Annotated in this window: 12 protein-coding genes; 9 read left to right on the top strand and 3 right to left on the bottom strand. The window is 73.3% G+C overall.

Annotated features, from left to right (window positions below; translation table 11 throughout):
• Position 1: 1 nt before the first annotated feature.
• A complete protein-coding gene (locus ACYVF4_RS03125) occupies positions 2 to 547 on the bottom strand; it encodes a hypothetical protein (protein ID WP_460719623.1) in 546 nt (181 codons plus the stop codon).
• Positions 548 to 608: 61 nt separating this feature from the next.
• Between ACYVF4_RS03125 and mfd the strand changes: the two genes are divergently transcribed.
• Positions 609 to 4,232 (top strand): transcription-repair coupling factor, encoded by a 3,624-nt coding sequence (gene mfd / locus ACYVF4_RS03120; RefSeq protein ID WP_460719621.1) that lies wholly within the window; start codon positions 609 to 611, stop codon positions 4,230 to 4,232.
• Positions 4,233 to 4,287: 55 nt separating this feature from the next.
• Positions 4,288 to 4,887, top strand: a complete 600-nt coding sequence (locus ACYVF4_RS03115; RefSeq protein ID WP_460719619.1) for a gamma carbonic anhydrase family protein — start codon at positions 4,288 to 4,290, stop codon at positions 4,885 to 4,887.
• A 6-nt stretch (positions 4,888 to 4,893) separates the two neighbouring features.
• On the opposite strand, the gene ACYVF4_RS03110 is transcribed toward ACYVF4_RS03115, so the two are convergent.
• Positions 4,894 to 7,584 carry a phosphoenolpyruvate carboxylase gene (locus tag ACYVF4_RS03110; protein ID WP_460719617.1) on the bottom strand — a complete coding sequence of 897 codons (2,691 nt, stop codon included), beginning with the start codon at positions 7,582 to 7,584 and terminating at the stop codon, positions 4,894 to 4,896.
• 168 nt (positions 7,585 to 7,752) lie between these two features.
• Between ACYVF4_RS03110 and nhaA the strand changes: the two genes are divergently transcribed.
• Genes nhaA through hisS form a run of 3 tightly spaced genes read left to right on the top strand, consistent with a single transcriptional unit; the run spans position 7,753 to position 10,845 of the window.
• On the top strand, positions 7,753 to 8,907 hold the full coding sequence (gene nhaA / locus ACYVF4_RS03105) for a Na+/H+ antiporter NhaA (protein ID WP_460719615.1): 1,155 nt from the start codon (positions 7,753 to 7,755) through the stop codon (positions 8,905 to 8,907).
• A 29-nt stretch (positions 8,908 to 8,936) separates the two neighbouring features.
• The gene (locus ACYVF4_RS03100; RefSeq protein ID WP_460720748.1) at positions 8,937 to 9,560 is read left to right on the top strand and encodes a nucleoside triphosphate pyrophosphohydrolase; all 624 of its coding nucleotides are present in this window, start codon (positions 8,937 to 8,939) and stop codon (positions 9,558 to 9,560) included.
• Positions 9,561 to 9,591: 31 nt separating this feature from the next.
• Positions 9,592 to 10,845, top strand: a complete 1,254-nt coding sequence (gene hisS / locus ACYVF4_RS03095; RefSeq protein ID WP_460720746.1) for a histidine--tRNA ligase — start codon at positions 9,592 to 9,594, stop codon at positions 10,843 to 10,845.
• A 3-nt stretch (positions 10,846 to 10,848) separates the two neighbouring features.
• Here the strand turns inward: hisS and ACYVF4_RS03090 are convergent, their stop codons facing one another.
• Positions 10,849 to 12,093: an APC family permease gene (locus ACYVF4_RS03090; protein ID WP_460719613.1), complete on the bottom strand. Its 1,245-nt coding sequence runs from the start codon at positions 12,091 to 12,093 to the stop codon at positions 10,849 to 10,851.
• A 108-nt stretch (positions 12,094 to 12,201) separates the two neighbouring features.
• Here ACYVF4_RS03090 and ACYVF4_RS03085 point away from each other — a divergent pair, with 108 nt between their 5' ends.
• From ACYVF4_RS03085 to ACYVF4_RS03070, 4 genes are all read left to right on the top strand, one after another.
• Positions 12,202 to 13,032, top strand: coding sequence for an SGNH/GDSL hydrolase family protein (locus tag ACYVF4_RS03085; RefSeq protein ID WP_460719611.1), 831 nt, complete (start codon positions 12,202 to 12,204; stop codon positions 13,030 to 13,032).
• 4 nt (positions 13,033 to 13,036) lie between these two features.
• Positions 13,037 to 13,705 (top strand): O-methyltransferase, encoded by a 669-nt coding sequence (locus tag ACYVF4_RS03080; RefSeq protein WP_460719609.1) that lies wholly within the window; start codon positions 13,037 to 13,039, stop codon positions 13,703 to 13,705.
• 94 nt (positions 13,706 to 13,799) lie between these two features.
• Positions 13,800 to 15,080 (top strand): phosphopyruvate hydratase, encoded by a 1,281-nt coding sequence (eno, locus tag ACYVF4_RS03075; RefSeq protein ID WP_460719607.1) that lies wholly within the window; start codon positions 13,800 to 13,802, stop codon positions 15,078 to 15,080.
• A 44-nt stretch (positions 15,081 to 15,124) separates the two neighbouring features.
• A complete protein-coding gene (locus tag ACYVF4_RS03070; protein ID WP_460719605.1) occupies positions 15,125 to 15,658 on the top strand; it encodes a septum formation initiator family protein in 534 nt (177 codons plus the stop codon).
• Positions 15,659 to 15,706 lie beyond the last annotated feature (48 nt).

Genomic DNA, 15,706 nt, shown 5'->3' with positions numbered 1-15,706 from the left:
GTCAGCCGCCGATGCTGCCCCCGGCGGCGAGCCCGGCGGCGAGGGTCGCCTGCACCGCGAGGAAGAACACGACGGGGCCGGTCGCGGCGAGGACGACGGCGGCGATGGCCAGGCCGCGCCCGCGGCCGCGGATGATCGCGACGATCCCCTGCACGAGCGCCCACAGACCCAGCAGCGTCCCCGCCCAGAAGGCGAGCTCCGCGGTGAGGACGTGTTCGCGCACCGGCGACAGCACGGACCAGTCGAAGTCCGCCCCCATCGGCCGCATCGCGATCTCGGCGCCGGCGCCCATGCCGATGCGGAAGGCCGCCCACGCCCCGACGAGGCTCGCACCGGCGACGGCGGCGACGGCGACGACGAGCGCGACGATGCCGAGCGCGGGTCCGCGCGGCGGCGCGGGCACGTGCGTCACGCGCCCCGGCGGCAGGACGGGCGGCGCATAGCGTGCGGGCGTGCCCGCAGCGGCGGCGCCCGGCCCGAAGGGGGCACCGGCGGGCGGCGCCCAGCCGGGTGCGGGCGCGGGGCGCTGCTCGGACGGATCGCTCACGGCATCATCCTAGGCACGCGTGCCCGGCGGCCGTGTCGGGCACGCGCCGTAGACTTCTTCGGTGACAGTTCCCGGGATCGTGCGCGCCCTCGAGCAGGCTGACTCATTCCGGGAGGCGGTGGGCTCGTCGTCGGTGGACGCCGACTTCTCGCTCGTCGAAGGGCTCGACGCGCCGCTGCTGGCGGCGCTCGTGGCCCGTCGCTCGGCGGGCGGCCGCCCACCCGCCCTGCTGGCGGTCGCGCCCACGGGCCGGCGTGCCGAGGCGCTCGGGCCGGCGCTGGCCGCGCTGATGCCGCGTGCCCGTGTGCTGCACTTCCCGGCGTGGGAGACCCTGCCCCACGAGCGCCTCAGCCCGTCGGCCGAGACGGTGGGGCGCCGGCTCGAGGTGCTCCACGAGATCGCCGGCTGGACCGGTGAGGATCCGCTGGTGATCACCGCGTCGGTGCGCGCGGCCATCCAGCCGCTGGCGCCGGGGCTCGCCGATCATCCGCCGCTGCGGCTGGCCGAGGGCGCGCGCGGGCACGAGCTCGCCGACGTCGTGGCCACCCTCGTAACCCTGGCCTACCACCGCGTGGACATGGTGTCCCGCCGGGGCGAGTTCGCCGTGCGCGGCGGCATCCTGGATGTCTTCCCGCCGACGGCGGCCCATCCCTACCGCATCGAGTTCTTCGGCGACGAGGTGGACCAGATCCGCGCGTTCTCGGTCGCCGACCAGCGGTCGCTGCCCGGCGGGATCGGCGAGGTCGTGCTGCTGGCCGGGCGCGAGCTGCTGCTCACCGACGACGTCCGCCGGCGCGCCGGGGCGCTCGGGGACCGGCTGCCGGGCCTCGGCGGCATGCTCGAGAAGATGTCGCAGGGCATCCCCGTCGAGGGGATGGAGTCGCTTCTGCCGGTGGTGGTCGACCGGCTGGTGACGCTGGTGGACTACCTGCCCGGCGGCGGCGCGGTCGCCCTCGTCGATCCCGAGCGCTGCGTCACGCGCGCGCTGACCCTCGGCGAGACGAACCGGGAATTCCTCGAGGCGGCGTGGAACGCCGCGACCGCCGGCGCCGCCACCCCCGTGGACACGTCGGCCGCGAGCGCCGACCTCGCATCGGGTGACTTCGTGACGCTGTCGCGGTTGCGCGAGGTCGCGGGGGAGCGCGGGGACGCGTGGTGGACGCTCAGCGCGTTCGACTCCGGTGCGGCGGATGCCACTGCCGAGGGCCTCATCGACATCGACGTCGCCCTCGAGTCCTCGGCCGCCGTGCGCGTCCAGGGGGCCGGCGTGCCGTCTTTCCACGGCAACGTCGACGGCGCCACCGAGCACGTCGGGGCGCTTCTGCGCGACGGCTGGCGCGTCGTGGTGGCAGCCTCGGGCGCAGGGCTCGTCGAGCGTGCCGGCGACGTCCTGGCCGAGCGCGGGATCGCCGCGCGCCGCGTCGAGGACCTCGCCGAGGCGCCCGAGCCCGGCGTCGCGCACCTCGTCGTCTCGACGCTGGAGCGCGGGTTCGAAAGCGACGAGGCCAAGCTCGCCGTCCTCACCGAGGCGGAGTTCTACGGCCGCACGATCGGCGGCGACCAGCGCGTGGTGAAGAAGCTCGCCTCGCGGCGACGCAACGTCGTCGACCCGCTGCAGCTCAAGCCCGGCGACTTCGTCGTCCACGCCACGCACGGCATCGGCCGTTTCGTCGAGCTCACCCAGCGCGAGGTCTCCAGCGGCGGCCGCAACGCCGTCAAGAGCGCCCGGGAGTACCTCGTGCTCGAGTACGCGCCCAGCAAGCGCGGCTACCCCGGCGACAAGCTGTTCGTCCCCACCGACCAGCTCGACCTGCTCTCGCGCTACGTCGGCGGCGAGGCGCCCGCGCTGTCGAAGATGGGTGGCAGCGACTGGGCGCAGGCCAAGGGCAGGGCGCGCAAGGCGGTGCGCGACATCGCGGTGGAGCTGGTGAAGCTCTACTCGGCCCGCATGTCGGCGAAGGGGCACGCGTTCGGGCCGGACTCGCCGTGGCAGCGGGAACTGGAGGAGGCCTTCCCCTTCGCCGAGACGCCCGACCAGCTGCAGACGATCGACGAGATCAAGGCCGACATGGAGAAGCCGATCCCCATGGACCGGCTGCTGTCCGGCGACGTCGGGTTCGGCAAGACCGAGGTCGCCGTCCGCGCGGCGTTCAAGGCGATCCAGGACGGCAAGCAGGTGGCGATGCTCGTCCCGACGACCCTGCTGGTCAAGCAGCACCTCGAGACGTTCACCGAGCGCTTCGCCGGCTTCCCCGTGAAGGTCAAGCCGCTCTCGCGCTTCCAGACCGACAAGCAGGCCAAAGAGACCGTGGCAGGCCTCGCCGACGGCACCGTCGACATGGTGATCGGCACGCACCGCATCCTGACCGAGAAGGTCCTGTTCAAGGATCTCGGCCTCATGATCATCGACGAGGAGCAGCGCTTCGGCGTCGAGCACAAGGACGCGCTGAAAAAGCTCAAGACCAACGTGGACATCCTGGCGATGAGCGCGACCCCGATTCCCCGCACCCTCGAGATGGCCGTCACCGGCATCCGCGAGATGTCGACGCTGCAGACGCCCCCCGAGGACCGGCATCCCATTCTGTCGTTCGTCGGTCCGCGCAACGACAAGCAGATCGCCGCCGCGATCCGCCGCGAGCTCCTGCGCGAGGGCCAGGTGTTCTACGTCCACAACCGCGTGCAGTCGATCCAGCGGGTGGCCGCCCACCTCGCCGAGCTCGTGCCCGAGGCGCGGGTCGCCGTCGCCCACGGGCAGATGGGCGAGCATCAGCTCGAGCAGGTCGTCGACGACTTCTGGGAGCGGCGCGCCGACGTCCTCGTCTCGACGACGATCATCGAGACCGGTCTGGACATCGCCAACGCCAACACGATCATCATCGACCGTGCCGACAAGTACGGGCTGTCCCAGCTGCACCAGCTGCGCGGCCGCGTGGGCCGGGCGCGCGAGCGCGCCTACGCCTACTTCCTGTACGACGAGAACAAGCCGCTGTCCGAGACCGCCGCCGACCGCCTCGAGACCATCGCGGTCAACAACGATCTGGGCAGCGGCATGCAGGTCGCCCTCAAGGACCTGGAGCTGCGCGGCGCCGGCAACCTGCTGGGCGCCGAGCAGGCCGGTCACATCGCCGGGGTGGGCTTCGACCTCTACCTGCGCATGATCGGCGAGGCCGTCTCGGCCTTCCGCGGCGAAGACACCGAGGGGCCCACCGAGCTCCGGCTGGAACTGCCGGTGCAGGCCCGCATCCCCGAGGCCTACATCGACAGCGAGCGGCTGCGGCTCGAGGCCTACCAGAAGCTGTCGGCCGCGGCATCCGTCACGGCGAAGGACGACGCGATCGACCTCGTGCTCGAGGAGCTGCGGGACCGCTACGGTCAGGAGCCGGACGAGGTGGAGGGGCTCATCGCGGTCGCGCGGCTGCGTCGCCGCGCCGCGCACGCGGGCCTGGCCGACGTCGTGGCGATGGGACCGAACCTGCGCATCGCGCCCGCGCACCTGCCCGACTCGATGCGCGTGCGGGTGCAGCGGCTGTACCCGAAGGCGAAGCTGCTGGCCGGCGGCGACGCCCTCGTGGTGCCGCTGCCCACGGCGGGTGGGGAGCCGGTCTCGGACGCCGACCTCATCCGGTGGGTCGCGGACCTGCTGGACCAGCTATGGCCCGAGAAGAAGGCCGCTGACACGGACTGACGTCTCGCCCGGCGCCGGGCGGGCCGATACGCTGACGGCACCGTCAGGAGGCCGCATGCGATTCGAGCACGTGGGGGCAGCCCCCCGCATCCATCCGACCGCCGTCGTCGCCGAGACCGCCGTCGTCAGCGGCGACGTCGAGATCGGCCCCGACTGCCAGGTGCTGCACGGCGCGGTGATCACCGCCGAGGGCGGCGCGATCACCCTCGGCGAGAACGTCATCGTGATGGAGAACGCCCTCATCCGGGCGACCGCGACGAACCCCGTCCACATCGGCGATCATGTTCTCGTCGGGCCGATGGCGAGCATCTCGGGCGCCGTCATCGGCGACGAAGTGTTCCTGGCCACCGGGACGCGCGTCTTCAACGGCGCGCGCATCGGCGCCCGCAGCGAGGTGCGCATCAACGCCGTCGTGCACCTGCGCACCACGCTCGCCGAGGACACCGTGGTGCCGATCGGGTGGGTCGCCATCGGCGAGCCGCCGCAGATCCTCTCGCCGGACCGCCACGACGAGATCGGGGCGGCCCAGCGCGAGCTGGACTTCCCCGGCTACGTGTTCGGGCTGGACCGCTCCACGCCCGATCTGATGGTGCAGCTCACCGAGCGCTACGGGCGCAGCCTCGCCCGGCACCAGCACGACCGTCGCGTGGACTGATAGCCCTCAGCCGGTGTTCTGAAGACCCGCAGCCACGCCGCTCACCGACAGCAGCAGCAGGCGCTGCTGCTCCGGGTCCGGCTCCTGCCTGTCGCGGGCGGCGTCGCGGAGCGCCCGGAGCGCGCGCAGCTGCAGCAGCGACAGGGCGTCGACGTACGGGCTCCGCATCTTCACCGCGCGCTGCAGCACGGGCTTGTTGCCCAGCAGCTGCGTGCCGCCGGTGAGGCGGACGACCCAGTCGCGCGTGATCTCCATCTCGCCCATGACGAGCTCGGCGAGGTCGTCGCGGTCGCCCAGCAGCAGGTACCGGCGGGCGATGCGCGAGTCGGCCTTGGCGAGGCTCATCGCGACGTTGTCGATCATCGTGCGGAACAGCGGCCACTCGGCGTAGGCCTCGCGCAGCAGCTCCTCGTCGCCCACCGCGTCCAGGGCGGTCCCCAGGCCGAACCAGCCCGCGAGGTTGATGCGCGCCTGCGTCCACGCGAAGACCCACGGGATCGCCCGCAGGTCCTCGAGCGACTCCACCGACAGGCCGCGGCGGGCGGGCCGCGAACCGAGGGCGAGCAGGCCGATCTCTTCCATGGGGGTCACCTGGGCGAACCAGGGCGCGAAGCCCGGGGCCTTCACGAGCGAGAAGAACCGCTCCCGCGAGGCGGTGTCCATCACCTGGGCGACCCGCGAGAACCGCTCGGCCGCGGCCGAGTTCCGCTCCTCGATCGAGGGCGCCGAGGCCAGCAGCACGGCGGCGGCGACCTGATCGATGTGGCGCATCGCGATGGCGGGGTCGCCGTAGCGGGCGAAGATCACCTCGCCCTGCTCGGTGAGCTTGAACCTGCCGTCCACCGAGTGCGGCGGCTGGGCGAGGATGGCGGAGTTGGCCGGCCCGCCACCGCGGCCGAGGGCGCCGCCGCGGCCGTGGAAGAGCGTGAGCTCGATGCCCTCGGAGCGCGCCCACTGCGAGATCTTCGCCTGCGCGGTGTACAGCGCGAGGTTGGCGGCGACCGGGCCGACGTCCTTCGAGCTGTCGGAGTAGCCGAGCATGACCTCGAGCCGGCGGCCGGTCTGCTCCAGGCGGTCGGCGAAGGCGGGGTGGCGGACGATCTCGGCGAGGATGTCGGGGGCGGCCTGCAGGTCCGCGAACGTCTCGAACAGGGGGATGACGTCCAGGACCGGAGGGGTCCCGCCGGGGCCTGCGGCGTAGGCGGCCAGGCGGTGGACGGCGGCGAGATCCTCCGCCGACCGCGTGAACGACACGATGTAGCGGCCGGCGGCCCGGGGGCCGTAGCGCTCCTGCAGGAAGGCGACGGAGCGGAAGACGTCCAGGACCTCGTCGACCAGCTCGCTGCGCTGACCGGATCCCGTGCGCGCGAGCTCGTCGAGCTCGGCCAGCACCTTGGCGTGCACGGCGGAGTGCTGGCGGACCTCCAGCTCGGTCAGGTGGAAGCCGTAGGTCTCCACCTGCCACAGCAGCTGCTGCAGGTGCCCGTAGGCGTGACGCGGTGCTCCCGCTGCCGTCAGCGATTCCTGCACGGTGCGCAGGTCCGCCAGCAGTTCGTCGGGCGAGCGGTACGAGCGGTCGGCGTCGCGGGTGCGCGTCGCGGCGATCTTGCGCGCGATGAGCAGCAGGATGCGGCGGTGCGGCTCGTTGGGGGAGCGCTTGGCGATCTCGTCCGCGGCGTCCTCGTCGGCGGCGCGCAGCGAATGCCACAGCGAGAGCAGGGCCGGGCTCGGCGGGGTGGACGCGGCATCCAGGGTGAGGGTGCGCCCGATGCGGTTGGCGCTGGCCTCGAGGCCCAGCAGCACGTGCTCGCTGGCGATCTTCGCGGCCTTGCGGGTGACGGATGCCGTGACGAAGGGGTTGCCGTCCCGGTCGCCGCCCACCCACGAGCCGATGCGCACGAAGGGCCGCACCACGGGCGCGCGGCTGCCGGCCGCCGGCCCCTGGAGGGCGTCGTCGATACGCCGGTAGACGTGGGGGATGGCGGTGTACAGGGTCTCGTCGAAGACCCCCATCACCGCGCGCACCTCGTCCGTGGGGGTGGGCTTCTCGGCGCGCAGCGGAGCGGTGCGCCACAGCGTGTCGATCTCTTCGAGCATGCGGCGCTCGGCGCGGCGCTCGTCCGCGCCGCCTCGCAGCGACGCATCGTGCTCCTCGAGCAGGGTCGACAGGCGCCGCACGCTCGAGGACACCGCACGGCGGCGCGCCTCGGTGGGGTGGGCGGTGAAGACGGGGTGGAACCGCAGCGACTGCAGGCGGGCCAGGGCGGTGTCGTCGCCGACCTCGGCCGACAGCTTCAGGAAGGCCGCCGCCACCGAGTCCGTGGCCTCCTCGCGGCCGGGGCGGCCGTCGCGCTCGCGCAGGATGCGCACGCGCTGGTGCTCCTCGGCGAGGTTCACCAGGTGGAAGTAGGCGGTGAAGGCCCGCGCGACCTCGTCGGCGCGGGACACCGAGAAGGAGTTCGCGATCGCCTCGGCGCGCTCCACGGCGGCCGGAGTGGCGTCGGTGTAGGCCTGGATCGTCGCCACCCGCAGGCGCTCGACGTCCTCGAACAGGCCGGGGGATCCGCTCTCGCGCAGGACGCGTCCGAGCAGCGACCCGAGCATGCGGACGTCGGCGCGCATCCGCTCCGGGATCTCCTGGCCGGCCTCGAATCGTCCCACGAGATCGATCGCTTCGGTTCGGGTGGGTTCACGCATAGGTTCCACGGTATCGCCGCCGGGCCGCGCCGACGTGCCGGGTGTCATCGATCGACTCATGCGGGGTCTGCTCAGGTGGGCCCACTAGACTCGTGGATCGGTGTGCCGGGAAGTCTGGTCGGCGGCGGGCTGCGGCCCGCACGATCCCCGAACACACGGAAGGACCGCATGTCCCTGTTCCGCTCTGCGCGCTTCCCCGCCATCGTCCTGCTGACGGCTGCGGCCCTCGGCCTGATCGTCGCCAATTCGCCCCTCGGCGGCGGCGTCGACGATCTCATGCACACCTATCTCGGCATCCCGGGCGTATTCGAACTGTCGGTGTCGCACTGGATCAAGGACGGCCTGCTGGCGCTGTTCTTCTTCGTCGTCGCCGTCGAGCTGCAGTTCGAGCTGACCAACGGTCAGCTCAACTCCGCCAAGAAGGCGATCCAGCCGGCCATCGCCGCCGCCGGCGGCGTTCTCGTGCCGATCGCGCTCTTCCTCGCCTTGGCGTGGGGCACCGACGCCGCCGACGGCTGGCCGATCCCCACGGCGACCGACATCGCCTTCGCGCTCGGCGTGCTCGCCGTCTTCGGCCGCGGCCTGCCGCCGGCGCTGCGGGTGTTCCTCCTCGCGCTGGCGATCCTCGACGACATCGTCGGCATCGTCTTCATCGCCGTGCTGTTCACCACCGACGTGAACTACGCCATGCTCGGCGGTGCGGCGCTGCTGGTGGTGCTCTTCGGCTTCCTCAGCCGCAAGCTCGACACCGGCGGTCGCGTGCCGATCACGGTCGCCCTCATCGTCATCGGCATCCTGGCGTGGGCGCTGACCTACCTGTCGGGCGTCCACGCGACCATCGCCGGTGTCGCCCTCGGCCTGGCGATGAGCCAGCAGCCGGCCCTGCGAACCCGTCACGTGCTGGAGCCGTGGGTGAACGCCCTCGTGCTGCCGCTGTTCGCCTTCTCGGCTGCGCTCGTAGTGATCCCGCAGGTCTCGCCCGCCCAGCTCTCGCCCGCCTTCTGGGGCATCGTCGTCGCGCTGCCGGTCGGCAAGATCGTCGGCATCTCGCTCTTCGGCTGGCTCTCGCTGCGGATCGGCAACCGCGGCGGCGGGACGCCCCATCTGGCCTTCACCGACCTGCTGGCGGCCGGCGCCCTCGGCGGCATCGGCTTCACCGTGTCGCTGCTGCTGAGCGAGCTCGCCTTCGCCGGTCAGGATCTCGTGCGCGACGAGGCGACGCTCGGCGTGCTGGCGGGATCGACGATCTCGCTGGCCCTCGCCGCCGCCCTGGTCTCGTGGCGCGCGTGGCACTACCGCCGCCTCGAGGCGGCGATGCAGTGACCGATCCGCTGCGCGAGGCCGCCGAGGTCATGCGTGCCGTCCGCGACCGGTGCGTGTGGACGCAGCAGATCGACCACCGCGCGCTCGTGCCCTACCTCGAGGAGGAGGCGGCGGAGCTCATCGACGCCGTCGAGGCGGGAACCCGCGACGAGCTGCGCGAGGAGCTTGGGGACCTGCTGTGGCAGGTGCTGTTCCACGCCGAGATCGCCTCGCGCGACCCCGAGGCGCCGTTCGGCATCGACGACGTGGCGCGGGGGTTGAGCGAGAAGATGATCCGCCGGCATCCGCACGTGTTCGCCGGCGAGGTCGCCCGCACGCCGGAAGAGGTGCTCGTCCACTGGAACGCCGCGAAGGCCGCCGAGAAGCACGCTCGCACGAGCGTCCTGGACGGGGTCAGCGAGCGGATGCCGTCCCTCGCCCTCGCCCAGAAGCTGCTGGGCAAGGCGGGCCAGGTCGGCGTCGCCGCACCCGCCGCCGACGGGGCGCCGTCCTCCGAGGCCGAGCTGGGCGAGGCGCTCCTCGCCCTCGCCGCCGCGGCGCGCGCGCACGGGTGGGACGCCGAACGGGCGCTGCGGGAGCGGTTGCGCACATTGCAGCAGGACGTGCGCGCGGCCGAGGCCGCCGAGCGCGGGGATGCGGATCTGGAAGACTGATCCGGTGCCCCCCGTGAACCCGCCGCGCGGCATGCGCGACTTCCTGCCCGCCGACAAGGCCCGCCGCGAGCGCGTCCTCGCCGTCATCCGCGAGCGCTACCGCGCGCACGGGTTCGACGAGATCGAGACGCCCGTCATGGAGGAGCACGGCCGGCTGCACGCGGGGATCGGCGGCGACAACGAGAAGCTCGCCTACAACATCCTCAAGCGGGGGCTGGATGCCGACGCGATCCGCGCGGCCGCCGAGGACCCCTCGGCGCTGACCGACCTGGGCCTGCGCTACGACCTGACGGTGCCGCTCGCGCGGTTCTACGCCACGAACCGCGCCGCCCTTCCGCCGGTCTTCCGGGCGGTGCAGATGGCGCCGGTGTGGCGCGCCGAGCGCCCGCAGAAGGGCCGCTACCGCCAGTTCGTGCAGTGCGACATCGACATCATCGGCGACGCCTCGGCGCGCGCGGAGGCCGAGCTGATCGTGGCGACCCTCGACGCCGTCGACGCGCTGGGGCTGGACGACGCGAGTGTCCGCGTCAACGACCGGCGCGTGCTGGACTGGATGCTGGGACGCTTCGGCTTCGCCGAGGAGGAGCGACCGGGAGTCCTCATCACGATCGACAAGCTCGACAAGGTCGGCCCCGAGGGCGTCGTCGCCGAACTCGCCGGCCGCGGTGCCGATCAGGCGGCCGTCGCCGCGCTCGAGGCCTTCCTCGCCCGCCCCGAGGCGGGGGGCGCGCCGTTCGGCGACGCCTCGATCCGCGCGGCGCTGCCGGACGGCGTGCCCGACGACGTGGTGTCCCACCTCGCGGGGATCGGGCAGGCCGTGTCCGCCTCGCGCGACGGGGGAGCGCCGCCGCTCGTCTTCGACCCGTTCCTCGTGCGGGGGATGGGCTACTACACCGGCACGATCTTCGAGCTCGCCCACCCCTCGGTGCCGTATTCGCTGGGCGGCGGCGGCCGCTACGACGGCATGATCGGCCGCTTCCTCGGGCAGGACGTCCCGGCGGTGGGGTTCTCGATCGGCTTCGAGCGCATCGTCGAGCTCATCCAGCAGGATGCCGCGTCCGCGGCGTCGGCGGTCGTCCTGGTCCACGAGCGCGATGTGCGGGTGGACGAGCTGCTCGCGCTCAAGGCGCGGCTGGTGGGCGAGGGCTACCGGGTGCGGCTGGAGCAGCGCACGAAGAACCTCAAGGCCCTGCTGGAGCGCTCGGCCGCGGACGGCTACGGGGCCTTCGCCACCGTGTCGGCCGGCGCGGCGCGCGAAGACCTCGAGATCAAGCCGCTCGCGTGAGGCTCACGCCGTCCGCCGCAGCCTGACGGCGCGGTAGACCAGGCCGACGGCGATCACGGCCGCGCCGGCGGCGACGCTCTGCCACGGCAGCGTGACGGCCAGCACGGCGCACCCGATCGCTCCGACGGCCTGCAGGGCGCGCGGGTAGCGGCGCGCGTCGCCGCTCTGCCGCCATGCGGCGATGTTCGCCACGAGGTAGTACCCGAGCACCCCGAACGACGAGAACCCGATCGCACCGCGCAGATCCACCAGCGACACCAGGATCACCACCACCAGCCCGACCGCGATCTCGGCGCGGTGGGGCACGCGCCACCGCGGGTGGACCGCGGCGAGCACCCGCGGCAGATCGCCCTCGCGGGCCATGGCGAAGCTCGTCCGCCCGATGCCGGCGATGAGCGCAAGCAGGGCGCCGAGCGCCGCGGCCGACGCCGCCACCCGCACGACGGGCTCGGCCCACGCCCAGCCCGAGGCGGCCACGGCGTCGGCCACCGGCGCCGTCGAGGCCGCCGTCGCGGCCGGGCCGAGCGTCGTCAGCACCGACACGCCGACGACGGCGTACACCACGACCGCCCCGAGGAAGGCCAGCACGATCGCGCGCGGGATCGTGCGCGCCGGCTCGCGCACCTCCTCGCCCATGGTGGCGATGCGGGCGTAGCCGGCGAAGGCGAAGAACAGCAGGCCGGCGGACTGGAGCACGCCGTACGCGCCGCCGCTCCACAGCGACGAGACGGCTCCGAGGTCGGCCCGGGGCGCGGCCCCCATGGCGGCCACGGCCACGGCGAGGCCCGCCAGCACCACGACCACGATCGCGCGCGTGAGCGCAGCGGTGCGAGTCACCCCGAAGCAGTTGACGGTGACGAGGGCGGCGACGGCGGCCACCGCCACCGGGCGCTCCCACCCGGCCGGGGCGGCGTAGGCGGCGAAGGTCAGCGCCATCGCCGCGCAGCTGGCGGTCTTGCCGATGACGAAGCCCCATCCGGCGGCGAACCCCCACCACGGCCCGAGCTCCGCCCGCCCGTAGGCGTACGTCCCGCCCGACGTGGGGTGGGCCGCGGCCAGCTGCGCAGATGAGGTGGCGTTGCCGAAGGCGACGATCGCCGCCAGCGCCAGGCCGACCAGCAGGCCCGTCCCCGCCGCCGCGGCCGCCGGGGCGAACGCCGCGAACACGCCGGCGCCGATCATCGAGCCGAGGCCGATGAACACGGCGTCGCCGAGGCCGAGCCGACGGGCGAGAGAGGGGGTGGTCACGGCCGAACCCTAGCGCGCCGCGATGACGGGGGCGCGCCGCCGGCCTTTCGCCGTGGGGCGTCACCGTCGCGCTACGCGGCGTTCACCGGCATCCGATCGAATCGCCGCATGCGCGCGCCTCGACTCGTCCTGGCCGTCGCGGGCATCGGCGGCCTCTTCGCCGGCGGCGCGGCCCTCCTTCGCGAGGTGCTGCGGCGCCAGGCCGCGCTGGCCCGCCGGCGGATCGGCAAGCCGCTGGGCGAGCTCGCCCCCGACGCCGACCGCGTGTGGCGGCCGGCGCTGGGCGGCGAGCCGCTGGACCTGCTGCTGGTGGGTGACTCCATCGCCGCGGGTCTCGGGGCTCCGCGCCCGAAGGACACCCTCGGCGGGCGGCTGTCCAAGGGGCTGGCCCGGCGCTGCCACCGCCCCGTGCGGCTGCGCACCGCCGCGGTGGTGGGGGCGGAGTCCGCGGGCCTGGCGGCCCAGCTGGACGCGCTGCCGGCGGACTACCGCCCGGACGTGGCGGTCGTCGTCGTCGGCGGCAACGACGTCACCCATCGCGTGCCCACCGCGGCGGCCGCCGGCCTGCTGCGAGAGGCGGTGGAGCGGCTGCGCGGCATAGGGGTCGAGGTCGTGGTGGGCACGTGCCCCGACCTCGGGGCGCTGCGCGCGGTTCCGCAGCCGCTGCGGACCCTCGGGGCGCGGATGTCGCGGCAGCTCGCCGCGGCGCAGGCGGCCGTGGCCCTGCGCGCCGGGGCCCGCCCGGTGTCGCTGCGCGACGCGGTCGGCGAGCAGTTCGCGGCCCGCCCCGACGAGATGTTCAGCCTGGACCGGTTCCATCCGAGCGCCCTCGGCTACCGGCGCACCGCCGAGGCGCTGCTGCCCGCCGTGGTCGCCGCCGCCCGCGGCGAACGCGCCGACGGCGGGCTTGACGCGGCCGCGGAGCGCCTTGTTGGCTGAAGCCATGGCCGATCCTGATCCGACGCTCGCCCGCCGCGTCGACGCGTACCTCACCGAGACCCTCGTCGGACACGACGACGCCCTCGAGCAGGCGGTGGCGGACCAGAACGCCGCGGGGCTGCCGGCGATCGAGGTGGCCCCGGTCAACGGGAAGCTGCTGCACCTGCTCGCCCTCATCAGCGGCGCGCGCCGGGTGCTCGAGATCGGCACTCTCGGCGGGTATTCGACGATCTGGCTGGCCCGCGCCGTCCCCGACGACGGGCGCGTCGTGACGATCGAGGCCGAGCCGCGAAACGCCGAGGTGGCACTGGCCAATCTGCGCCGGGCGGGCGTGGCCGACCGCGTCGAGATCCGCCGCGGGCGGGCCGCCGACGTCCTGCCGACGCTCGAGGGCGGCGAGCCGTTCGATCTGGTCTTCATCGACGCCGACAAGGAGTCCAACACCGTCTACCTGGACTGGGCCGCCCGCCTCGGCCACCGCGGCACCGTCGTCGTCATCGACAACATCGGCCGCGGGGGAGAGGTCGCCAACCCCGCGACCGAGCGCTCCGATGTCATCGGCACCCAGCGCGGGCTCGAGATGCTGGGCCGCGACCCCCGGTTCGACGCCACGGCGCTGCAGACGCTCGACCGCAAGGGCTACGACGGCATCGCCATCGCGCGCCTCGTATGACGGATGCCGGTGGCGCCGGCATCCGTCATCACTAGACTCTTCACGGACCGACGAAGCTCCCTTCGAACCCCCCTCCACAAGCAAGGAGCATCCTGTGGCATTGATCGAGGCTGTAGGCGCACGCGAGATCCTGGACTCGCGCGGCAACCCGACCGTCGAGGTGGAGGTGCTGCTCGACGACGGGATCGTCCAGCGCGCCGCCGTCCCCTCGGGCGCATCGACGGGCGCCTTCGAGGCGTACGAGCTGCGCGACGGCGACAAGAGCCGCTACGGCGGCAAGGGCGTCCTGAAGGCCGTCGCCGCCGTCATCGACGAGCTGGGCCCGGCCATCGAGGGCGTCGACGCCAGCGAGCAGCGCGTCATCGACGAGATCCTCCTCGAGACCGACGGCACCGAGAACAAGTCGCGCTGCGGCGCGAACGCGATCCTGGGCGTCAGCCTGGCGGTGGCCAAGGCCGCCGCCGACAGCGCCGACCTGCCGCTGTTCCGCTACCTGGGCGGCCCCAACGCCCACGTGCTGCCGGTGCCGCTGTTCAACGTCATCAACGGCGGCGAGCACGCCGACAACGGCATCGACATGCAGGAGTTCTTCCTCGCCCCCATCGGCGCGGACTCCTTCGCCGAGTCGCTGCGCTGGGGCACCGAGGTCTATCACGTCCTCAAGGGCGAGCTGAAGGCCGCCGGCTTCGCCACGGGCCTCGGCGACGAGGGCGGCTTCGCCCCCGACCTGCCCAGCAACCGCGAGGGCCTGGACTTCCTCGTCCGCGCCATCGAGAAGGCCGGCTTCACCCCCGGCAGCCAGATCGCCCTGGGCCTGGACGTCGCCGCCACGGAGTTCTTCAACGACGGCGTGTACCGCCTGGACAACAAGGACTGGACCGCCGCCGAGCTCACCGAGTACTACGTGGGCCTGGTGAACGACTACCCGATCGTCACCATCGAGGACGCCCTCGCCGAGGACGACTGGGACAACTGGAAGGCGCTCACCGACGCCCTCGGCACCAAGACGCAGCTCGTCGGCGACGACCTGTTCGTGACGAACCCGCAGCGTCTGGCCGACGGCATCAAGCGCGGCGTGGCCAACTCGCTCCTGGTGAAGGTCAACCAGATCGGCACGCTCAGCGAGACCCTGGATGCCGTCGACATGGCCCACCGCGCCGGCTACACCGCGATGCTCTCGCACCGCTCCGGCGAGACCGAGGACACCACGATCGCGGACCTCGCCGTGGCGACCGGTGCGGGTCAGATCAAGAGCGGCGCGCCCGCCCGCAGCGAGCGCGTGGCGAAATACAATCAGCTTCTGCGCATCGAAGAGGAGCTCGGCGACGCCGCGACGTTCATCGGCCGCGCCGCCTTCCCGCGCTTCAGCAGCTGACGATCGCCTCCGGGCGGTCACGGACCGACACGAGAGGGGGGAGCATGGCCAAGAGTCCTGTTCCCCCCTCTCGGCGTTCCGGCCCCACGCGGCGGGGCCCCGTCGATGCGCGGGCGTGGCTGGGCGGCATCCGTCTGTCGGGTTTCATGATGATCATGCTGGGGCTCGTCGTCCTCGCCGCCCTCGTGCTCGTCCCGACCGTCGGCACCTATGTCGGCCAGCGCCAGCAGCTCGCCGCGCTCGAAGAGAGCGTGCAGCTCACGCGGGACGAGGTCGCCGACCTGGAATCCCAGCGCGACCGGTGGCGGGATCCCGCCTACATCACCACGCAGGCGCGCGAGCGGCTGTACTACGTGCGGCCGGGCGAAGTGGTCTATCTCGTCGACAACGACCTGCCGCCCGAGCGCGTGCCCCAGGACCTCGCCGCCGTGAGCGAGGACGTCCAGGCCACCCGCACGGACTGGATGGGCCAGCTCGTGCGCTCGGTGACCGAGGCGGGACTGGCGACGCAGGCGGTCGAGGTCACCGTCGGCGTCCCCGATCCGACGCCGGCCCCCACGCCGACGCCCTCGGGGTGACCCCGCCGCGATGCAGGGCCGTCACAGCCTGCGGCACTACCCTTGCCG

This window comes from Microbacterium aureliae, from assembly GCF_054780155.1.
Note: the sequence above shows the minus strand (reverse complement) of the source record. Positions and strands in the feature narration are given on the sequence as shown.